Origin of the sequence: Streptomyces pimonensis (assembly GCF_041380215.1) — a bacterium.
Lineage (GTDB): Bacteria > Actinomycetota > Actinomycetes > Streptomycetales > Streptomycetaceae > Streptomyces > Streptomyces pimonensis.
In genome coordinates this window covers 47,559-68,279 of the sequence record NZ_JAHWZY010000034.1, presented here as the reverse complement: position 1 = coordinate 68,279, position 20,721 = coordinate 47,559, and the positions used below count along the sequence as shown (strand labels likewise).

General features: G+C 73.2%; 19 protein-coding genes and 3 pseudogenes. 12 read left to right on the top strand and 10 right to left on the bottom strand.

The window, feature by feature from the left end:
• The 4 genes from KYY02_RS26885 to KYY02_RS26870 form a co-directional block, all read right to left on the bottom strand.
• Positions 1-1,218: MFS transporter (locus KYY02_RS26885; protein WP_371242291.1), on the bottom strand; the 1,218-nt coding region annotated here is incomplete at its 3' end.
• A gap of 37 nt (positions 1,219-1,255) precedes the next feature.
• Positions 1,256-2,662, bottom strand: a complete 1,407-nt coding sequence (locus tag KYY02_RS26880) for a CitMHS family transporter (RefSeq protein WP_371242289.1) — start codon at positions 2,660-2,662, stop codon at positions 1,256-1,258.
• Positions 2,663-2,795: 133 nt separating this feature from the next.
• The gene (locus KYY02_RS26875) at positions 2,796-5,060 is read right to left on the bottom strand and encodes a molybdopterin oxidoreductase family protein (protein WP_371242287.1); all 2,265 of its coding nucleotides are present in this window, start codon (positions 5,058-5,060) and stop codon (positions 2,796-2,798) included.
• A 90-nt stretch (positions 5,061-5,150) separates the two neighbouring features.
• Entirely contained in the window at positions 5,151-5,768 is a 618-nt protein-coding gene (locus KYY02_RS26870) for a TetR/AcrR family transcriptional regulator (protein WP_371242297.1), read from the bottom strand.
• A gap of 767 nt (positions 5,769-6,535) precedes the next feature.
• On the opposite strand from KYY02_RS26870, the gene hmgA reads away from it, so the two are divergent.
• The 4 genes and pseudogenes from hmgA to KYY02_RS26850 all read left to right on the top strand — a co-directional run.
• Complete coding sequence (gene hmgA / locus KYY02_RS26865) at positions 6,536-7,852, top strand: homogentisate 1,2-dioxygenase (RefSeq protein WP_371242285.1); 1,317 nt, start codon at positions 6,536-6,538, stop codon at positions 7,850-7,852.
• Positions 7,853-7,880: 28 nt separating this feature from the next.
• Complete coding sequence (locus KYY02_RS26860) at positions 7,881-8,630, top strand: GntR family transcriptional regulator (RefSeq protein WP_371242283.1); 750 nt, start codon at positions 7,881-7,883, stop codon at positions 8,628-8,630.
• Positions 8,631-8,905: 275 nt separating this feature from the next.
• Positions 8,906-10,090 carry a type ISP restriction/modification enzyme gene (locus KYY02_RS26855; RefSeq protein WP_371242281.1) on the top strand — a complete coding sequence of 395 codons (1,185 nt, stop codon included), beginning with the start codon at positions 8,906-8,908 and terminating at the stop codon, positions 10,088-10,090.
• A 79-nt stretch (positions 10,091-10,169) separates the two neighbouring features.
• Positions 10,170-10,684, top strand: a pseudogene (locus tag KYY02_RS26850) (ABC transporter permease); the annotation flags it as partial.
• 196 nt (positions 10,685-10,880) lie between these two features.
• On the opposite strand, the gene KYY02_RS26845 reads toward KYY02_RS26850, so the two are convergent.
• The 3 genes from KYY02_RS26845 to KYY02_RS26835 all read right to left on the bottom strand — a co-directional run bounded on the left by KYY02_RS26845 (position 10,881) and on the right by KYY02_RS26835 (position 12,588).
• A complete protein-coding gene (locus tag KYY02_RS26845; protein WP_371242279.1) occupies positions 10,881-11,156 on the bottom strand; it encodes a hypothetical protein in 276 nt (91 codons plus the stop codon).
• A 126-nt stretch (positions 11,157-11,282) separates the two neighbouring features.
• Entirely contained in the window at positions 11,283-11,558 is a 276-nt protein-coding gene (locus KYY02_RS26840; protein WP_371242277.1) for an anti-sigma factor, read from the bottom strand.
• 223 nt (positions 11,559-11,781) lie between these two features.
• Positions 11,782-12,588 (bottom strand): SGNH/GDSL hydrolase family protein, encoded by an 807-nt coding sequence (locus tag KYY02_RS26835; protein ID WP_371242275.1) that lies wholly within the window; start codon positions 12,586-12,588, stop codon positions 11,782-11,784.
• Between the two features lie 598 nt (positions 12,589-13,186).
• On the opposite strand from KYY02_RS26835, the gene KYY02_RS26830 reads away from it, so the two are divergent.
• The 4 genes from KYY02_RS26830 (at position 13,187) to KYY02_RS26815 (ending at position 16,975) form a co-directional block, all read left to right on the top strand.
• Positions 13,187-14,008, top strand: coding sequence for a glycosyltransferase family 2 protein (locus KYY02_RS26830; protein WP_371242273.1), 822 nt, complete (start codon positions 13,187-13,189; stop codon positions 14,006-14,008).
• Positions 14,005-15,003 (top strand): glycosyltransferase family 2 protein, encoded by a 999-nt coding sequence (locus KYY02_RS26825; RefSeq protein WP_371242271.1) that lies wholly within the window; start codon positions 14,005-14,007, stop codon positions 15,001-15,003. Before KYY02_RS26830 ends, KYY02_RS26825 begins: the two co-directional genes overlap by 4 nt.
• Positions 14,996-15,799: a polysaccharide deacetylase family protein gene (locus tag KYY02_RS26820; protein WP_371242269.1), complete on the top strand. Its 804-nt coding sequence runs from the start codon at positions 14,996-14,998 to the stop codon at positions 15,797-15,799. Before KYY02_RS26825 ends, KYY02_RS26820 begins: the two co-directional genes overlap by 8 nt.
• Before the next feature lie 81 nt (positions 15,800-15,880).
• Positions 15,881-16,975: a DUF5925 domain-containing protein gene (locus KYY02_RS26815; RefSeq protein ID WP_371242267.1), complete on the top strand. Its 1,095-nt coding sequence runs from the start codon at positions 15,881-15,883 to the stop codon at positions 16,973-16,975.
• Positions 16,976-17,120: 145 nt separating this feature from the next.
• On the opposite strand, the gene KYY02_RS26810 is transcribed toward KYY02_RS26815, so the two are convergent.
• Positions 17,121-17,486, bottom strand: coding sequence for a GntR family transcriptional regulator (locus KYY02_RS26810; protein WP_371242265.1), 366 nt, complete (start codon positions 17,484-17,486; stop codon positions 17,121-17,123).
• A 71-nt stretch (positions 17,487-17,557) separates the two neighbouring features.
• Between KYY02_RS26810 and KYY02_RS26805 the strand changes: the two genes are divergently transcribed.
• Both KYY02_RS26805 and KYY02_RS26800 read left to right on the top strand, forming a co-directional pair.
• Positions 17,558-18,487: a GNAT family N-acetyltransferase gene (locus KYY02_RS26805; RefSeq protein WP_371242263.1), complete on the top strand. Its 930-nt coding sequence runs from the start codon at positions 17,558-17,560 to the stop codon at positions 18,485-18,487.
• Positions 18,468-18,968: a ribonuclease FAU-1 family protein gene (locus KYY02_RS26800; RefSeq protein ID WP_371242261.1), complete on the top strand. Its 501-nt coding sequence runs from the start codon at positions 18,468-18,470 to the stop codon at positions 18,966-18,968. Before KYY02_RS26805 ends, KYY02_RS26800 begins: the two co-directional genes overlap by 20 nt.
• Before the next feature lie 9 nt (positions 18,969-18,977).
• On the opposite strand, the gene KYY02_RS26795 is transcribed toward KYY02_RS26800, so the two are convergent.
• Positions 18,978-19,598, bottom strand: coding sequence for a class I SAM-dependent methyltransferase (locus KYY02_RS26795; RefSeq protein WP_371242259.1), 621 nt, complete (start codon positions 19,596-19,598; stop codon positions 18,978-18,980).
• Between the two features lie 138 nt (positions 19,599-19,736).
• Here KYY02_RS26795 and KYY02_RS26790 point away from each other — a divergent pair, with 138 nt between their 5' ends.
• Together KYY02_RS26790 and KYY02_RS26785 are read left to right on the top strand one after the other, a co-directional pair.
• Positions 19,737-19,871, top strand: a complete 135-nt coding sequence (locus KYY02_RS26790) for a hypothetical protein (RefSeq protein WP_371242257.1) — start codon at positions 19,737-19,739, stop codon at positions 19,869-19,871.
• Between the two features lie 189 nt (positions 19,872-20,060).
• A pseudogene (locus tag KYY02_RS26785) lies at positions 20,061-20,273 on the top strand (lytic polysaccharide monooxygenase); the annotation flags it as partial.
• Between the two features lie 40 nt (positions 20,274-20,313).
• Here the strand turns inward: KYY02_RS26785 and KYY02_RS34015 are convergent.
• Positions 20,314-20,370: pseudogene (locus KYY02_RS34015) on the bottom strand (hypothetical protein); the annotation flags it as partial.
• Positions 20,371-20,721: the final 351 nt, after the last annotated feature.

Genomic DNA, 20,721 nt, shown 5'->3' with positions numbered 1-20,721 from the left:
GACCGTACGGGGTCGGGCTTCGACGCCCTTCCGGGCGGACGGCGGGCCCTCCGCCGGCCGGGACGGAGTGCGCAGGGCGACACCCGAAGCCAGGAACAGCAGGGCGCCGAGCATCACGAACGGGGCCGCCACTCCCGCGGCCCCCGCGACCAGGCCCGCCGCCGCGGGCGCGGCGACCTGGCCCAGGCGGTTGCCGGTGAGGCGCAGGGCGAGGGCGGTGGAGCGGGCGTCGGCGGGGGCGGCCTGGACGACCGTCGTCATGGACAGCGGCTGACCGACGCCCAGGCAGAAACCGAGGACGGCCAGGACCAGGGCCAGCGCCCGGACCGGCAGCGGCAGCGCGAGGCCCGCGCACAGCAGTGCCGCCAGCAGGCAGGTCACCGTCAGCAGCACCGTGCGGCCGAGCAGGCGCAGCAGCGGGGTGAGGACCAGTCGGCAGGCGATGGTGGCCGCCGCGCGGAGGCTGAGCAGCAGGCCGATCACGGCCGGGTCGATGCCCCGGTGCTCTCCGACCACCGGAAGGTAGGCGGTGAGGATGTCGGTCGCGGACAGCACGGCCAGGCTGATGAGGATGCCCGCGGGGACGCCCCGGGCCCGCAGGATGCCCCGTACCGGCACCCGTGCGCCCCGTCCCGTCCGGGACGACGGCGCCCCGGGCCGCTCGATGCGCCACAGCGAGGTGAGCGCGACGGCTCCGCCCGCGCCCGCCATCAGCAGGGCGAACGCGCTGGTCCGGGCCATGTCCGCACCGATCAGCGCGCCCGCCGCGATGGGGCCGACCAGCTGGCCGAGCGAGGCGCCGATGGTGAAGTGGCCGAAGTTGCGGTCCTGTTCCCGCGGCGCGGACTGGCGGGCGACGAGGGACTGCGCGCCGATGACGAAGCAGAGGTGGCCGAGGCCCGTCACCCCGCTCCACAGGGCCATTGCCCACAGTGAGCCGGCGAGGCCGCTCAGCGCGCAGCCGCCGGAGATGAGCACCACGCCTGCCGGGAGCAGGGGCGCGCAGCGGCCGTGGTCGGTGCGCCGGCCGAGCGGTACGGCGGCGAACAGCGGCAACAGCGCGTACACGCCCGCGATCACACCGATCGCCCGCTCGTCCGCGCCCAGTGCCAGCGCCCGGTAGGAGACGGCGGGCCGGGCCATCGACACCGCCCCCTGCGCGAAGCCGAAGGCGATGACGAGGCGGAGCAGCCAGCCGCGGTTCCCACCGGGCGCCATGATCGGGTCCTTCCTGACAGTGGTCCGGGTGTCCGGCTCAGATGATGCCGAACAGGATTCCGGCCGCGAGGACCACCAGGCAGATCAGGGCCGCCCACTTCACCACGAACCGGGTGTGGTCGCCGAACTCGACCTTGGCCATGCCGACCAGGACGTACACCGCGGGGACGAGCGGGCTGGACATGTGCAGCGGCTGGCCGACGAGGGAGGCGCGGGCCATCTCCAGCGGGGAGACGCCGTGCGCGGCGCCGGCTTCGGCGAGGACGGGCAGGACACCGAAGTAGAAGCCGTCGTTGGACATGAAGTAGGTCAGCGGAAGACTCAGCAGGCCGGTGATCAGGGCCATGTGTGGGCCCATGCCCTCGGGGATGACGTCCACCATCCACGTGGCCATGTGGTCGACCATGCCGGTGCCCTGGAGGACGCCGGTGAAGACGGCGGCGGCGAAGACCATGCCGGAGACGTTGAGGACGTTGTCGGCATGGGCCGCGAGCCGGGCCTTCTGGTCGGGGATGTGCGGGAAGTTGACGGAGAGCGCGAGGGCGGAGCCGAGCAGGAACAGCACCGGGATCGGCAGCAACTCCATGATCATGGCGGTGAGCAGCGCGACCGTGAGCAGCGCGTTGAACCAGTAGAGCCTGGGGCGCAGGGTGGGCCGGTTCGGGTCGAGGCCCTGGAAGTCGTCGTCCTCCGCGTCGGCGTCCGTACCGGCGCCGGACCCGCCGGCCGGCCGGGCGTCCTCGCCGGAGCTGTCGGCGGAGCCCGCGCCGACCGGCACGGTCTGCGTCTCCTCGGCGTTCTCCTTCACCAGCGCCTCGTCCAGCGTCAGCACGCCCAGCCGCCTGCGCTCGCGCAGACCGAGCACGTACGCGAGGACGACGACGCCCAGCAGGCCGACCAGCAGGGCGGGGATCATCGGGACGAAGACGTCGCCGGCGTCGAGCTTGAGCGCGGTCGCCGCGCGGGCCGTCGGGCCGCCCCAGGGGAGGGTGTTCATCACGCCGTTGGCCATGGCGGCGACACCGGTCATCACGACCAGGCTCATCCTCAGGCGCTTGTACAGCGGGTACATCGCCGAGACGGTGATCATGAAGGTGGTGGAGCCGTCGCCGTCCAGCGACACGATCGCGGCGAGCAGCGCGGTGCCGACGACGATCCGCATCGGGTCCGCCCTGCAGAACCGGAGGATGCCGCGGACGATCGGGTCGAAGAGCCCGACGTCGATCATCACACCGAAGTAGACGATCGCGAACATGAGCATCGCCGCGGTGGGCGCGAGGCTGGACACGCCGTCGATGACGTAGTCACCGAGGTGGGCGCCCTTGCCGACGAACACGCAGAACAGCGCGGGGATCAGCACGAGCGCCGCGATCGGCGACATCTTCTTCAGCATGATCAGGACCAGGAAGGTCGCGATCATGACGAAGCCGAGGATGGTCAGCATGAGTGGACACCTAACGTTCGCCCTTGAACTCCCACCAGGGCCGGCGGTGCGTCGACGTTAGGTTCCGTAAAGCGGCGTTAACAAGATGTCGACCTGCGAGCAATAAGCGCAGAACCCCAGGTCACAGCTTTGCTCAGGTCAGAGCACCGAACGTTTTGGTCACGGCGGCGGTCAGCGGGGCCACCTCCACGGGCACCCCGTTGAGGACGGCGTTGCCCGACAGCGGGTCGAGGAGGCTGCCGTCGAGGAGCTGGTTGACGTTGGCGCCGGGGTCGGCGGCGGCGTGCCGCATGCGGGTGCCGGGCCGGTCGTGGCCCCAGCCGTGCGGCAGGCTCACGACCCCCGGGCGCACGCCGTCGGTGACCTCGGCGGGGACGGTCACCTCTCCCCCGGCGCCCTTGATCCGCACCGGCTGTCCGTCCCGTACGCCGAGGCGTTCGGCGTCCTTGGGGTGGAGGTGCAGGGTGCAGCGGTTGGAGCCGCCGGTGAGGGCGGGCACGTTGTGCATCCAGCTGTTGTTGGAGCGCAGGTGGCGGCGGCCGACGAGGACGAGTCCGGCGGGGCGTTCGTCCAGGGCGGCGCGCAGGCGCGGGAGGTCGGCGGCGATCGGGTCCGGCAGCAGTTCGACCTTGCCGCTGCGGGTCCTCAGCGGCTGGGGCAGCCGCGGGCGCAGGGGGCCGAGGTCGATGCCGTGCGGGTGGGCGAGCACCCTGTCCAGGGTGAGCCCGTCCGGATCGGTGCCGAAGCCGTCGCCGTAGGGGCCGAGGCGCAGCATCATGTCGAGGCGCCGTTCGGGGCCGTCCTCACCGGTGAGCAGGCCGGCGAGGCCCTTCGGGTCGCGGCCGTGGACCGGGGAGTGCGGCTCCCGGACCGCCTTGGCCAGGGTCTGGTCGATCACCGTGGCGTCCACGGCTGCGGGGTCGGCGCCGTGCATGCCGGTCACGGCGAGGACGAGCCGGGCCAGGATCTCGGTCTCGGCCATGCGGCCGGGCTCCAGAGGGACGGCGGGGCGGCTGTAACGGACCTGGTTGCGTACGGCGAGGGTGTTGAGGGCGAAGTCGTGGTGCGGGCTCTGCGCGGGCGGGGGCGGCGGCAGGACGACGTCGGCGTGGAGCGAGGTCTCGTTGAGGTACGGGTCGACGCTCACCATGAAGTCGAGCGAGTCGAGCGCCTTGTCGAGCCGGTCTCCGTCCGGGGCTGAGAGCACCGGGTTGGCGGCGACGGTGATGAGGGCCCGTACCGGCTCGCCCTCGTCGGTGGGGGTGTCGATCTCCTCGGCGAGGGCGGACAGCGGCAGTTCGCCCTTGGCCTCGGGGTGCCGGCTCACCCGGGAGTGCCAGCGTCCGAGGGCGAAGCCGCGGCCGGGTCCGGCGGGTCGCGGGGTCCTGTCAGTGGCGGCCTGCGGGAAGAGGGCGCCGCCGGGACGGTCGAGGTTGCCGGTGAGGATGTTGAGGACGTCGACGAGCCAGCTGGCGAGGGTGCCGTGCGGGACGGTGCAGCTGCCGATGCGGCCGTAGACGGCGGCGGTTGGGGCGGCGGCGAGTTCCCGGGCGAGGGTGCGGAGGGTCTCCGCGTCGACGTCGCAGGCGCCGGAGACCGCTTCGGGCGTGAAGTCCTGAAGTGCGACGGCGAGTTCGCCGACCCCCTGGATGTGCGGCGCCCGCTCGCCGAGGTCGACGAGGCCCTCGTCGAGCAGGGTGTGCGCCATCGCCGCGAGGAGCAGCGCGTCGGTGCCGGGGCGGACGGCGAGGTGCCGGTCGGCGAGGCGGGCGGTGCGGGTGCGGCGCGGGTCGATGACGGTGAGGGTGCCGCCGCGGGCCTTGAGGGCCTTGAGCCGGCCGGGGAAGTCGGGGGCGGTGCACAGGCTGCCGTTGGACTCCAGGGGGTTGGCGCCGATCAGCAGCAGGTGGTCGGTGCGGTCGAGGTCGGGTACGGGGATGGCGTTGGCGTCGCCGAAGAGCAGTCCGCTGGAGACGTGCTTGGGCATCTGGTCGACCGTGGAGGCGGTGAACAGGCTGCGGGTGCCGAGCCCGGCGATGAGGACGGGCGGGTAGAGGGCGCCGGCCACGGTGTGGACGTTGGGGTTGCCCAGGACGATGCCGACGGCGTGCGGTCCGTGCCTGTCGACGACGGACCGTGTCCCGGCGGCCACGGCGTCGAACGCCTCCGCCCAGGTGGCCTCGCGCAGCTCCCCGTCGACGCGGACGAGCGGGGCGCGCAGCCGGTCGGGGTCTGAGTCGACGGCTCCGAAGGCGGCGCCCTTGGGGCAGACGAAGCCCTTGCTGAACACGTCGGCGCGGTCACCGCGGGCGCCGGTGACCCGGCCGTCGTCGATGGTGAGCGTCAGGCCGCAGGTGGCCTCGCACAGGGGGCAGACACGAAGGGCGGTGCGGGACACGGGACCTCCCGGGTGCGGCGGCGACGGCGCGCGGACGGACCGAGCATACCGACCGGTATGCACGGAGGGGAGGGGGCGCCGGGGGGCGGTTCAGTCCAGCGTCCGGGCCAGATAGGCCCGCAGCATCTCCCGCAACTCGCCGACGACCTTCTCGTCCCCCTCGGGCGCCGTCCGGAACGCCAGGTGAACGAGGGCGTCGGCGGTCTCGACGGCGACGAGGAAGGTGCGGCGCAGGTCGTCGTCGGCCTCGCGGCCGAGGTGGCCGGAGAGCAGGCCGGTGAGACGGCCGGCGACACGGTGGTTGGGTTCGGCGCGGCGGGTGCCGACGGGTATCTGGTTGCCGAAGTCGACGAGGGAGAAGCCGGGGGCGGTGCGCTTCATGTCGAGGTACTCGTCGAGCACGACGTCCATGGCGTGCCGCCAGCCCCGGTCACCGGTGACCTCGAGGCGTTCGGCGACCCGTTCCGTGAAGCGCTCCAGGTTGCGCTGGGCCAGCGCGTCGGCCATCTGGCGCTTGTTGCCGAAGAAGCGGTAGACGGAGCCGATGGGCACGCCGGCGCGCTGGGCGACGGCACGGGTACTGAGGTCGTCGTAGCCGACCTCGTCGAGGAGCGCGGCGCAGGCGTCGAGGATCCTGGCCAGCCGTTCGGCGCTGCGCCGCTGCACCGGCGCTCGACGGAGCGATGTCGCGTGGGGCACGGGGCTCATCATGCCCGCTCGCCCCCACCCGGTGAACCCCGCCCTCCGCTGCGGTCCCCTCCGTCCGCTCCGCGCGCCCGTTCCGGGGCGCCGTAGCGTCCGGACCGGGGCCCGGCTCCCGGCCCGACACCGTGATGTCGGGCGCGCCCTCCACGGGCTCGCCGTTCACCGCCCGCACCGAGCCGTCGCCGGCGTACAGGCGGACGGTGACGTGGTGCGTGCCGCGCGGGACGGAGTGGCCGGGGAGGCGGTACTCGGGAGTGCGCAGCAGGGCGACGCGGCGGCCGTTCAGTTCGAGGTGTGCCGGGCCGCGGCCGGCCGCCGCGCGCCCGCCGGCGCCCTGCGGCGAGAAGCGGAAGATGCGCACGGCCAGCCGTACGTCCCAGCCGCCGTCGGTGTCGGGGGCGACCTCGACGCCGACGGCGGGCGCGTCCTCCTCGTCCACCTCGCGGTGGGGACGGCCCTCCTCGTCCCGCTCGTCCAGGAGTTCGCCGGCCGGCGGGGGCGGCTTCCCGTCCCGGTCCCGGGCATCACCCGGGGCGCAGCCCGCGGATCCGGCCAGGAGTGCGACACGGACCGCGAGCGCGGTGATCAGGCTCCGCGTCCACGGCATGCCCGGGAGCGTGGAACACGGGTGCGCTCCGGCGGATCCCCCTGAAGGCGGGTTCCGTGTCCTCCACCGAAAGCAGGGGGCGGAGGTCGCGCGATCCCCTTGCGCCACGGAAACCGCAATCCTACGGTGTTGCATAGGAATCCGATCGCAAGGGAGCACGGACATGAGCGGGGACGCGCGCAAGATCGCCGAAGGGCTGGAACACCTCTCGGGTTTCGGCAACGAGCACAGCTCCGAGGCGGTCCCGGGCGCCCTGCCCGAGGGCCGCAACGCGCCGCAGCGCGCACCGTTCGGACTGTACGCGGAGCAGCTGAGCGGCACGGCGTTCACCGAGCCCCGCGCGGAGAACCGCCGTTCCTGGCTGTACCGGATCCGCCCGTCGGCCGCCCACCCGGCGTTCACCCGCACGGGTAACGGGTCGCTGCGCACCGCGCCCTTCACCCAGACCGTGCCCGACCCCAACCGGCTGCGCTGGAACCCGCTGCCGGAGCCCGCCCGAGGCACCGACTTCCTGGCCGGACTGTGGACCCTGGGCGGCAACGGCGACGTCGCCCAGCGCACCGGCATGGCCGTGCACCTTTACCACGCCACCGCCTCGATGGAGCGCGTCTTCGGTGACGCCGACGGCGAGCTGCTGATCGTTCCCGAGCGCGGCGGGCTGCTGCTGCGCACGGAGTTCGGACTGCTGCATGTGGAGCCGGGGCACATCGCGTTGATTCCTCGTGGGGTGCGGTTCCGTGTGGACCTCCTCGAGGACTCCGCCCGCGGTTACGTGTGCGAGAACTACGGGGCGGCGTTCCGGCTCCCCGACCTCGGCCCGATCGGCGCCAACGGGCTGGCCAACGCCCGGGACTTCCGGGCGCCCGTCGCCGCGTACGAGGACGTCGAGGGGCCGGTGGAGGTGGTGAACAAGTTCTGCGGCAACCTGTGGTCGGCCACCTACGACCACTCCCCGCTGGATGTCGTCGCCTGGCACGGCAACCACGTGCCCTACGCCTACGACCTGCGCCGCTTCAACGTGATGGGCACCGTCTCGTACGACCATCCGGACCCGTCGATCTTCACGGTGCTGACGTCTCCGAGCGACACCCCGGGTCTGGCCGGGGTGGACTTCGTGGTCTTCGCGCCGCGCTGGCTGGTGGGCGAGGACACCTTCCGGCCGCCGTACTTCCACCGGAACGTGATGAGCGAGTACATGGGCCTGATCGAGGGCGCGTACGACGCGAAGGCGGAGGGCTTCGTGCCGGGCGGGGGCTCGCTGCACAACATGATGTCGGCGCACGGCCCCGACCGGGAGACGTTCGACCGGGCGAGCGCCGCGGAGCTGCGTCCGCAGAAGATCGACGACGGCCTGGCCTTCATGTTCGAGACCCGCTGGCCGGTGTCGCTGACTCCCCAAGCGGCGCGGGCGGAACACCTGCAACAGGACTACGACGATGTGTGGCAAGGGCTCGAACGTCACTTCCAGCCGTTGCACTGAACGTTCCCCGACCGGTACGGATAAGCCCGTGACCTCCTTCGCTCCGGATTCGATCGTCCTGAACCGCAAGTTGCCGCTCTGGTACCAGGTGTCGCAGTCGCTGCGCGCATCGATCCTCGGCCGCTCGCCCCGGGACCCCCTGCGACTGCCCACCGAGGAGCAACTGGCCGGGCACTACGGAGTGAGCGTGCTGACCATGCGGCAGGCGCTGAAGGAGCTGGAGGACGAGGGGCTGATCACCCGCCACCGCCGGCGCGGCACGTTCATCGAGCCCGACGCCCGGCGGGGCGCCCCGGTGCGGCTGCTGGGCTCGGTGGACGCGATCGTGGCCCAGCAGTCCGGCATGACGACCGAACTGCTGGAGCACGGTCCGGCGCCGGTGCCGACGGAGATCGCCGAGTACTTCCCGGACCTGTCCGAGGCGGCGGCCTACCACCGGTTGCGCAGCGACGAGAGGACGGGCGAGCCGACCAACCACGCCCGCAACTGGGTCCGTCCCGAACTGGCCGCCCGCATCGACCTGGAGGACCTGGTGCGGTGGCCGATGACCAAGGTGCTGAGGGACGTCGTCGGGGCGGACATCAGCCGCATCACGGACACGGTGGAGGCGCGGCTCGCGGACCCGGAGACGGCACGGCTGCTCCGGGTCCCGCTGCTCAGCCCGATCCTGCACTACACGGGCATCACCTACGACACCGGCGGCCGTCCCCTGGACGTGGCCGTCATCAACTACCGGGGCGACCGGTTCTCCTTCACGGTGACACTCGACGTCACCTGATCCGCCTCCCCGGGCCCCGTCACCGAACTCCCGGCGTCCGCCCAAAGGGCGGGCCGCGCGACGTCGGGTGCGGACTCCCGGCGTGCCGGGACCTGAGGCTCGTACCGGACCGGACGTACTCGGGTCAGGACCCGGTGCGGTGGCGGGGCGCCTCCCGCCCGAGCGGAGCCGGGAGAGGGAAAGCGGGAAGCGAGGAGCGGGGAAGCGGGGAAGCGGGGAGCGTGCATGGCTCAGCGCGTCAGACGGGAGTCCGGCGACCGGGCCGGGGCCGTACGATGCCCTGCGTGACGCATGACGACGCTCCGCTGCTGGCGGACCTCATGCCGTGGTCCGTCGCACCGCCGCGGCTCGGCCGGGGGTGGCCGACGGCCCCCGACGCGGCGTCCCTGAGGGCCCGTTGGAACGCCCTGGTGGAGGCCGAGGGGCCGGACCGCGAGGCGCTGTTCGGGTCGACCCGTTCCCGGACGCCGTACACGGCGGTCGGTCAGCTGCCGGGACGCGACGGCGGTACGGAGAAGCTGGCCCGCGCGTCGGGCCCGTGCCCGGAGCCGGTACGGGTGCTGTACGGCCCGTTCGACGAGCAGTGGCTGATCCCCGACCAGCGGCTGATCGACGCGGCCCGGCCGGAGCTGTGGCGGGTGGCGGACGAGCGGCAGATCTTCGTCGTGGAGGCGGGCTCCGCCCGGGACCTCACCGGTCCTCCCCTGCTGGTCACCTCCCTGCTGCCGCTGGTGCGCGCCGGCCGCGTCCGCCCGCTGTACCGCCGGCCGGGCGCCGCGGAGCCGAACCTGGCCCCGGGCCTGACGGAACACCTCGCCGCCAGGCTCGGCCGGGACACCTCGCCGGTGGACGTCCTCGCCTGGGCGACGGCGGCGTCGCGCGTCACGCCCGCCGGGCCCGCGGTGCCGCTCACCGGGGACGCCGACGTGTGGGCGCGGGGCGTCGCGGTGGGCCGCCGGATGCTGTGGCTGGCGCGGCGCGACGGGGAGCGGCCCCGGCTCCCCGGCGGGCGCCGCCCGTACGTGCGCGCCCCGCTGCCCTCCCGGCCGGTGACCGTGGAGTACGACCGGAACGGGGAGGCCCTGCTGCTCGGCGACGGCCGCATCTCCCCGGTGCCGCACGAAGCCTGGGACTTCGAGGCCGGCGGTGTCCGGGTGCTGGAGCGGTGGTTCGCGGCTCGCACGGAGCCGGCCGAGCCGGGCACCCTGGCCGCGATCCGGACGGCCGACTGGCCCCGGAGCTGGACCTCGGAGCTGCTGGAACTGATCACGCTCCTCGCCCTGCTGGCCGAACTACGGCCACAGCAAGCGGCGTTGACGGAACCGGCCGTCCCCGACCCGATCACACCGGCCGAGCTGCGCACGGCGGGCGTACTCCCGGTGCACTCCTCCGCACGTCGCCCCGCCTCGGTGCTGGACGCCCGGGAGGAGGGGCCGGAGGGCCAGCTCGCGCTGCTCTGAGCGTCGGCCGCGGGTCCGAAGCCGTCCGGTATCCGGCCGGGCGCCCGCTCAAGGACCCCCTCCGGATCGATCGGCCCGGCGCCTCCGCACGCTGCCGGTGAGCCGGGCGGCCGTGCCGGTGGGCCAGGCGGCGGCCGTGCCGGTGCCGACGGCCGGGACGGCGCCGTTCCTGCCGGCGGGGCTCGCAGTGGGCCGGCGGGCGGAGGGCGGCGCGCTCGAAGCCGCGGGTGCCGTCGCCCTGTTGCCGCTGCTCCGGTTCGCCTGCGCGTGGACACCGGGGTGCACCTCGGCCTGCTCACCCGGAGCGAGGAGGCGGCAGGTCGGCTGGGCAGGGCGACCTTCCTGCTGCCACTGCTGTCCAGCGCGTACGTCCCGACGACGGGACTGCCGGACGGGCAGCGCACGGTCGCGGAGGGGAATCCGATCAGCGCGGTGGCGACGGCGCTGCGGGACCTGTTCGGCGACGCGCCCTTGCCCGGCGGGGCGGCCCGGCCGGTGGCGCATCCCGTCGCGGGGCCACCGGGGTGGTGCGCGGTGCTGCTCGTGGTGTTCGTGTTCCTGACGGTACGGCGGTACGGGCGCGGAAGGGAGTGAGGCCCTACGGTGTGTCAGGTTCCTGCCAGAGTGGGGGCTGTCGGTGCGCCTCCGGAGCACTGCCGGGTGGGAAGGGGGCGCCGGCACGGGGAGGTGCCGGTGTCGGAACGGGCGCCGGACGCCGTCGACGCCGCGGAGAGGACTGCCGGGACGGGGCACAGCGCCGGGACGGCGGTGGACCGTCCGGGCGCCGGCGCTACCGGCTGCCGAACAGGGAGCGGCGCAGCCGACGCAGCGGGGCGAAGAGCGAGACGCGGCTCGTCCGGGCTCGCGCGCTCCTGGCGCCCCGGTCGTGCGCGGTGTCACGCGCGATGAGCTCGCGCATCAGCGACGTCGCCTCGGCCGTCTCCCGCTGCGGGACCGCGGGTCCCCCCAGAACCGAGAGATGGCGGTCGAGGCGCGAGCTGGTCGCGCTGCTACCGCACGTGATCGCAGGAACCCTGGCCCTGCTGCGCACCGTTATCTGCTCCATGTCACTCCCCACCCGTACGAGTCCACCCGGCCCGGGCAGGGTAACCCTATCTCCCCGGCCGGGCACTCGTGTATCGAGGCCACAGGATTCACCTTCCCCACAAGGGGGTTGACGAACACTCGTCGATCACTCTCCGAATACACCTCTTTCCAGGGCGAGTTGGACAATGGCTTGTGAGGTGGGCTGCGGTGACCCGCCATCGGCCTCGACGGTCACGGCGAGTGACGCCGCCGCGGTGTCCGGACCGGAGGCGATCAAGGGCGCGTCGCCCCCGAACAGGCCCGGGCAACGCGGTCGTGCGTCCGGGCCCGCGAGCCAGAGCTGTCGCACAGGTCCGTTCGGGGGGGCGCCGTTTCCGCCGAGGGTGACGACCGCGCCGCGGGTCGAGGCGGAAGCAATCACTCCGATCGCGCGGCACCGAGGGGGACGGGCGCACCCGGCACGACACGGTGGTCGCGACGACGCGCCCGGAGACCGGAACGCACCGGGGCGGGATCGGCGTGGGGGTCCGCAGGCCGGTGCGGGCGACCTCCGAGACGGTGCCGTTCCCGGTGGCGTGCGAGACGGAGACCCCGCCGGACGGGGCCTCCGCTTCTCCTTCCGGCCCGGACGACGGTGCTGAGAATCAGGCCACCGCGTCGAGCACCGGCAGATAGCCGCCGGACTGTCCGGCGGCCGTCGGGTGGTACGAGTTGCCGATGTTGAGCCAGTCCACGCTGTGCAGCCAGGAGTTGCCGGAGCAGATCTCGTGGCCGGTGAAGGTGGCGCGTACGTCGCCGAAGGTGAAGCCGTGGGCGCCGGCGCGCCGGGCGATGGCGTTGTCGAGGTGGTCGGCGGCGTCGTTGATCGCCTTCCGCTTGGTCTCGGAGAGACCGATGCAGGAGGTACCGAGCCGGTAGAAGCGGGGGTAGCCGAGCACCACGACGCGGGCGTTGGGGGCCCGGTCGCGGATCGCCGAGTAGACGCCGTCGAGCTTGCCGGGCAGCGTCGAGTCGACGTACGCCTTCGCGGTGGCGATCCGCGAAAGGCAGGTGCTGTCGGACTGGAGCACACAGGTCGTCATGACGTCGGCGAAACCGGCGTCGTTGCCGCCGACACTGATCGAGACCAGGCCGGTCGAGCTGGAGAGCGCGCCGAGCTGCCCGGAGAGGACATCACCCGTTCGGGCACCGGAGCATGCCTTGAAGTCGAAGGACGAGGGTGAGTTGGCGGCCGCCCAGAGGTAGGGGTGGGCCTTCGTGCTGCGCTTGCAGTCGCTGCCGTCGGAGATGTAGCTGCCGGCTCCGACGCCGGAGGCGTAGGAGTCGCCGAGGGCCACATAACCGTCGGCTGCGGCCTGTCGGGACGCCTGCGCCGACGCGGCCCCGGCCAGGGCGGTGGTGACGGCGAGGAGGAACGAGCCGAGGAAGAGGACAATTCGGGAACGTCTCATGGAACCTCCCTTTAGCAGGATCTCTGCCGCGACCGTCGTACCAGTGACGCGTGTCGATCGGAAGCGTTCATGCCAAAACTGTTGCTGTTCGGTCCTGGGTGGAATCCGGTCGTGGGAACTTTCCGGCCTTGACGGCCCTTACGGGGTGCGTCACATTGAAGCCCGGCATCCGACACTTCAGGGGGCAAAGTCGGCCATGCAGATCCACGCATCCGGGCAAGAGGCCCACGCAACGGCCAAACCGACGAAAGCGTGATCGACCGTTCCAGGTCTTGCCATTCGGCTTCAATCGTCAATACCGTCATACATCTCACTCGCACCGGTCCGTCGACAAGCGGCTCCAGGGGAGGGCTCAGGACCGCGACGAACCGGCGCGGGGCGCGGTAGGGGGGTGCCGCGCCCGGTGACCGCATGCGGTGGCCGGGCCGTGCCGCGCGGTCGGCTGCCGTTCTCGCGGCCGACCAGATCTGCCAGCTCACCTGGCGTGCACGTCGGTTCCGTCCGCCGTGTCGTGGGGTGAGAACCCCCCTTTCGAACCGGACGAACAGCCGGGCCGCCCGAGGGGCGGGCGGTCCACCGGACGAGAGGGACCAGACTCATGAGTTCCGTCCTGCAGCCGGCGGCCGAGGACCAGGATCCGCCGACCGCCCGAACGTACCGGCCCGTCTCCTCCCACCTGGCCATCGCGCCGCCGGTGAGCGTGGTGATACCGGCCATGAACGAGGCGGAGAACCTGCCGTACGTCTTCAAGACGCTTCCCGACTGGATCCACGAAGTGGTCCTGGTCGACGGCAACTCCACCGACGACACCGTCGAGGTGGCCCGCGGACTGCGGCCCGGCGTCAAGGTCGTCGGCCAGAGCGGCAAGGGCAAGGGGGACGCACTGCGCTCCGGCTTCGAGGCCTGCACCGGCGACATCATCGTGATGGTCGACGCGGACGGCTCGGCGGACGGCAACGAGATCGTCAGCTACGTCTCCGCGCTGGTCTCCGGCGCGGACTTCGCCAAGGGGTCCCGCTTCGCCAACGGCGGCGGCACCGACGACATGACGTTCATCCGCATGCTGGGCAACCGGGTGCTGTGCGCCGTCGTCAACCGCAAGTTCGGCGCCCGGTACACCGACCTCTGCTACGGCTACAACGCCTTCTGGCGGCACTGCCTGGACAAGATCGACCTCGACTGCACCGGTTTCGAGGTCGAGACCCTGATGAACATCCGGGTCGTCAAGGCCGGCCTCAAGGTGCAGGAGATCCCCAGCCACGAGTACCTGCGCATCCACGGCACGAGCAATCTGCGAGCCGTGCGCGACGGACTGCGCGTGCTGAGAGTGATCCTCGGGGAGCGTTCCAACCGGCGCGCGCTGCGCCGGCGTCCGCGCCCCTCGCCGCTGCTCGACACGGTCCGGGGGAAGGTGTCTTGAGCGACCCCGGCACCCCGGGCGTCTCGGTCGTGATCTGCGCCTACACCGAGGACCGCTGGGAGGACGTCCTCGCGGCGGTCGCCTCGGTACGGGCGCAGTCACGGCCGGCCCTGGAGACCCTGCTGGTCGTCGACCACAACCGGGATCTCCTGGACCGTCTGGGCAAGGAGTACGAGAAGACCGACGACGTGCGGGTGCTCGCCAACACGGGCCCCCGCGGTCTGTCCGCCGGCCGCAACACCGGGATCGCCGCCTCGCGCGGGGAGGTCGTCGCCTTCCTCGACGACGACGCGGTGGCCGAGCGCGACTGGCTGAAGCACTTCGCCGAGGCGTACGACGACCCGCGCGTGATGGCGGTCGGCGGGCGCACCGAGCCCGTCTGGGCGTCGGGCCGACGGCCCGCCTGGTTCCCCGAGGAGTTCGACTGGGTGGTGGGCTGCACCTACCGGGGCCTGCCGCGCGGGCGGGTGCGGGTGCGCAACGTGCTCGGCGGCAACGCCTCCTTCCGGCGCGAGGCCTTCGACGCGGCGGGCGGCTTCGCCACCGGCATCGGACGCGACGGGAACAAGCGCCCGCTGGGCGGCGAGGAGACGGAGCTGTGCATCCGCCTCAGCCACGCCCGCCCCGGCGCGGTCCTGCTGATCGACGACCGCGCGGTGATCCACCACCGGGTGCCCGAAGTCCGGGAGCGCTTCCGCTACTTCCGTACGCGTACCTACGCCGAGGGGTTGTCCAAGGCGCTGGTGGCCCGCAGCGTGGGGGCGGAGAAGGGACTCGAGTCCGAACGCCGGTACACCACGCGCGTGCTGCCGGCCGGAGTGGCGCGGGGACTGCGCGACGCCCTGCTGGCCCGCCCGGGCGGCGCGGGGCGCGCGGGGGCGATCGTGGCCGGGGTGCTCACGGCGGCCGGCGGCTACCTGGTGGGGAGCGTGCGGGCCCGGCGGGGCGGGGTCACGTTCTTCGTGGTGGGCGTCGGGAAGGACGGCCATGACTGACGTACGCGTGCCGATCCTCATGTACCACGCGGTCGCGGGCGATCCCAGTGGGGCGACCCGCAACCTGTCCGTGTCCCCGGAGGCGTTCGCCGAGCAGATGGCGGTGCTCGCGGACCGGGGACTCACCCCCGTCACCACGGCCGCACTGGCCGCCCACTGGCGCTCGGGCCGCCCGCTGCCCGCCCGGCCGGTCCTCGTCACGTTCGACGACGGCTACGAGGGCGTGCACCGGCACGCGCTGCCCGTGCTCGCCGAACACGGTTTCCCGGCCACCCTGTTCGTCTCCACCGGCTGGCTGAGGGGGCCGTACGACACCGGCGGCGGCCCGGACGCCATGCTCGACTGGGACCAGGTGCGCGAACTGGCCGGCGCCGGCGTCGAGATCGGCGGGCACAGCCACAGCCATCCGCAGCTCGACCAGCTCGACGACCGCCGGCTGCGCTCCGAACTGGTCCTGTGCAAGGAGATCGTCTCGGACCAGCTGGGCTCCGCACCCGCCTCGTTCGCGTATCCCTACGGCTACTCCAGCCGCCGGGTGCGCCGGGCGGTGCGCGAGACGGGGTACGCCCAGGCGCTCGCCGTCGGCAACGGCCTCGCCCGCCGCGCCCAGGGACCGTACGCCCTGCGGCGCGTGACGGTGCGACGGTCGACGGACACCGCCGAGTTCGAACGGCTGGTGGAGGGGCGGGGCGTCGCGCGCGCCTTCGCCCGGGACCGCGCGCTGACCAAGGGGTACGCGGTGGTGCGCCGGACCCGGCGGGCACGGGGGCTGATCCGCCGGCCGCCGGACCGATGAAGGGCGACCGACGACGGCCGTGCGCCGTGCGCACCCCGGAAAACGGGTGCGCACGGCGCCCGTGTGACCGATCATGGCGGCATGTCCGCGCACCCACACGACGCACTGCCGATCCGGCTCAACGTCGACGACAGCGACTCCCCGTCCGACGTCGTCGACGCGCTGTTCCTCGGCCGCTTCGCGACGGGCGAGCAGCCGTACTCGCACGCCGTCAACATCGACCGCGTACGCTCCGGCGCGACCCTGCTGCCCGCGAACGCGCGGGTGCTGCGGATCGCCAGGGACGACGACCGCAGCGCCACCCTGGCCGAGGGCGAGGGCTGGACACTGCTGGCCTCCCGCTGGAACCGGGGGGCCGACGTCACGGTCACCGCGACCAGCGCCGACCTCGCCGCGAGGGTCCTGGACGAGGCCACCGACGGCGCGGCGGACGAGCCCGCACCGCAGCCGGAGAACGTCACCATGGGTTTCTGGTACGTCTCCCCGCGGCGCGGCCCGCACCGCACCACCCGGCAGATCTCGGCGGGCGCCTGGGAGGAGGTCCGGCCCAACTACACGGCGCCGGTGGCGGACGCGATGGACCGCCTGATGAGGACCACACCCGAGGACGTCTCGGGCCGGCTGCTCCTGCTGCACGGCCCGCCGGGCACCGGCAAGACCTCCGCGCTGCGCACGCTGGCCCGGTCCTGGCGGGACTGGTGCCAGGTGGACTGCGTGCTGGACCCCGAACGGCTGTTCAGCGACGTCGGCTATCTGATGGACATCGCGATCGGTGAGGAGGACGCGACGGGCAAGGGCCGCTGGCGGCTGCTGCTCCTGGAGGACTGCGACGAGCTGATCCGGGGTGAGGCCAAACACACCACCGGGCAGGCACTGTCCCGGCTGCTGAACCTGACGGACGGTCTGCTCGGCCAGGGCCGCAACGTCCTGGTGGGCGTCACCACCAACGAGGACCTGGAGCGCCTGCACCCGGCCGTGGTCCGGCCCGGCCGCTGCCTCGCCCGGATCGAGGTGGGCCGACTGACCCGCGCGGAGGCGGTGAACTGGCTGGGCGCCGAGGAGGGCATCGGCCGCGAGGGCGCGACCCTGGCCGAACTGTACGCCCTGCGCCGCGGCGCCTCCCCGACATCCCTCCCGGAACCACGGGGCGACACGGAAGCGGGCCTGTACCTGTAGGCGCAAGGACTGGCACGGGGGAACGAACACAACCGACCCCCGCCTCCCAGGGGCGCGGGGCTGTGCCGACTTGCGGCTCCGCCGCGCGGGCGCGACCAGCCGCAACGGACCCGCGGCCGGGGGCGAACGCCCACCGCCCCCGCGCTCACCCGTAAGCCGCACGCAGTGCATCCCGCACGGCAGCCAGTGCCTCCCCCTCTCCCAGCCCCAGCCGCCGTGCCCGCGAGGCGAAATCCTGCGCGGCGGACGCCAACTCCCGCTCCGCCGCCTCCCCCGCGGCGGCGATCAGCGTCCCGTTGCGCCCCCGCGTCTCGATCACCCCGTCCGCCTCCAGCGCCCGGTACGCCTTGGCCACCGTGTTCGCGGCGAGCCCGAGCGTCTCGGCCAGCCCCCGCACCGTCGGCAGCCTGTACCCCACGGGCAGCGCTCCCGACCGTGCCTGCTCGGAGATCTGCGCCCGTACCTGCTCGTACGGGGGCGCGCCGTCGTCGATCCGGATCTTCAAGGTCACGGCCCGATTGTCGCCCACCCCGACGGAAAAGAGGAGGCACCCCGGGCGCGGCCCCCGTAGCGTGCGCCTCCATGACAGTGTCCGTCCGTGATCTCCGCCCCGACGCCCGAGCCGACCTGGAGGGCTTCGCCCGCGTCCGGCACGCCGCGCTGCCGTTCGTCCTGGTCACTCCGGAGTCCCTGGCCCACGACCTCGACCGCCTCCACCCCGACGCCCACTACCGCCCGCTCGTCGCCGTGGCCGACGGCGAGGTGATCGGCACGGCGCAGGTGCACCTGACCCACGAGAGCGCCGAGCCCGGCCAGGGCAACATCAACGTGTACGTGCACCCCGAGCACACCCGCCGGGGCGCCGGGACACTGCTGGTGCGCGCCGCCGAGGAGCACCTGGCCGCGCACGGGGCGACCCGGCTGTTCGCCTGGGTGGTGGACGAGCCGGGCAACCGCTTCTTCGCCGAAGCGCACGGCTACCGGGCGAGCCGCGCCGCCCACTTCCTCCGCCTGGACCTGGCGAACGGCACCCTGCCCCCGCTCCAGGACCCGCCACCGGGCATGGAGCTGCGGCCGGCCTCGGACTTCGTCGCCGATCCGCGCCCGCTGTTCGAGCTGGACGCGGAGACGACGGCGGACGAGCCGAGCGACGTGGACACGGAGTTCACCGACTACGAGGCCTGGCTGGAGGAGACCTGGCGGCACCCGATGTTCAGCCCCGGGCTGACCACGGTGGCGCTGGTCGACGGCCGTCCCGCCGCGTTCTCCGCGGCCCGCACGGACGGCGGCACCCGGTACAGCACGGTCATGACCGGCACCGCCCGCGCCCACCGCGGCCGGGGTCTGGCCAAGCTCGCCAAGAACGACTCCCTGCATCGCGCCCGCGCGGCCGGGTACACGGAGGCGTTCACGGGCAACGACACCGGGAACGGGCCGATGATCGCGATCAACAAGTGGTTCGGGTACGAGATCTGCGGGACGGAGGTGCGGTATGTCCGCGCGCTCGGCTGACGGGCCGACGCTGGTGGAGGTGGTCCTCGTCAAGGCGGGACGGATGAAGATCCGTTACCCGGCCGAACTGCTCGCCGACGACGGCACCCGCGCCACCGTGCGCGCCCCCTGGGCAGGTGACGGCGTGCGCGACTTCGGCTTCGTCCGCTTCGAACCCGGTGACGTCTTCACGGAGCACTACTGGCGCGACCGGTGGTACTCGGTGAAGGAGGTCCGCGCCGCCGACGGCACCCTCAAGGGCCACTACTGCGACATCACCCGCCCGGCCGAGCTCTCCGGCGGCCGGCTGGTCGTCGAGGATCTCGACCTGGACCTGTGGGTCTCCGCGGACGGCACGGACGTACGGCGGCTGGACGAGGACGAGTTCGCGGCGAGCGGACTGCTCACCGCGGATCCCGAGGCGGCGGCCGTCGCGGTGGCCGCCCTCGACGAACTGGACGCCCGGGCCCGCGAGGGCGGGTCCGGCGCGCTGCTCGTCTGAGGGCCCGGGTCAGTCCGGGACCGCGACCACCGCGTACCGCTCGTCGTCCACGCCCCGGCCCCACGGCGCCGTGTCCTCGGACAGCCGCTCCACGTCCACCCGCCCGCCGAGCGGGGCCAGGAGGGCGGTGAGCCGGTCGGCGGGTATGCCCACCGGGCTCGCCGTCCCCCACACTCCCTCGACCAGCACCAGCCGTCCTCCTGGCCGCAGCAGGTCCCGCCAGTGCCGCAGCGCCCGGCCGGGCTCGGGCAGCGTCCACAGCACATGCCGGACCAGGACAGCGTCGTAGCGCTCCTCGCCGACCGGTGGTGCCGTCGCGTCGCCGACGAGGAACACGGCGTCACGCCCGGCGAGCTTCCGCCGGGCGAGCGTCACCATCGCCGGGGACCGGTCGACACCGGTCACCCGGTGTCCCCGCTCCTCCGCGAGGAGCGACGGACTGCCGGTGCCGCAGCCGAGGTCGAGGACATCGCCGGGCCGCCCCGGCAGCCAGGCCCGCAGCCGCGCCGCCCAGGCCGCGCGCACCTGGGGGTCGCGCAGCCCGTGGTCCGGCTCCTCGTCGAACGCGGCGGCCTCCACGTCCCAGTCGACACCCTCCGTACCCGATCCGTCACCGCCGTGGGTCGTCATGGCCCCAGAGTGACACCCACCACTGACAATCGATTCGTGACAGCGGACACAGACAGAACGGGACCGATGAGGAACTCTCCCCCGAAAGGTCTACCTCCGTGAGAACACGGAACCCGGTGGACCCCGAAGGAGGCAGCCATGCGCCGTGTCACCGTGCAGAAGCCCCCGAGGAAGACGGACGCCCGCCGGATCCGCGAGGAGGCCGACGAGCGCCCCGCGGGACGACCCGAAGTCCGCAAGGACATCGCCCGCATCTGGTGGCCCGACGACTGACCGTCCGGACACCTGCCCGATCCGGGCACTTACCTGATCCCAGCCTGAGCACTCCCTTAACGCGGCGATAAGGATCTCTCCGCGGCCTTCGACAGGCGATCTCGCTGGTTCGGGGGGCTAGTTTCCGAGCCACCCCCACGGGATTCCCCCCGCCCGATCCTGTGATCACTGTCGAGGAGTTGCCGCCCCATGCCCGCACGCCGCAAGGCCGCTGTCGCCACCGCCGTCGGTCTCGTTCCGCTCGCCCTGACCGGTCTGTCCGCCGCGCCGGCGTCCGCGCACGGCTCGATGGGCGACCCGGTCAGCCGGGTCTCGCAGTGCTACGCCGAGGGTCCGGAGAGCCCGAAGTCGGCGGCGTGCAAGGCGGCGGTCGCGGCCGGCGGCACCCAGGCGCTGTACGATTCGCCAGCTTGGCCCACTCGGCGTCGGAGTCCGTGCGGTCCGCGGTGACGACGACCTTGTTGACGGCCGGGTCGGTCGCCCGGGCGGTGCCCGGCATGATGGCGTCCCGCTCGAGGTGGTGCGCGCGCTCCTCAGCCCGGCGAGGGGGTTCGCCACGGCTCTCGCCCTGGCGCCGGCCGGCTCGACGGTCTCGGCGGCGGCCTCGTCGAGCACGTTCACCACGAGGGACGTGCCCCGGGACCGGCGGTGCGGGGTGCCGGACGCGTTCGTGGCCGGCTCCGGCCCGGCAGGCCGTGGACCTCCCATGGTGCCGGGCGGAAGGACGTCCCCGGCTCCCGCCGCGGTCGGTCCGCACGCCCCGGCCGACGGCGGACTGTCGACGCGCACCCTTCGACGGCGGCCCCGCGCCCCGGGCAAGGGCGAGCCCCCGCACGGCTGTCGCGTGCGG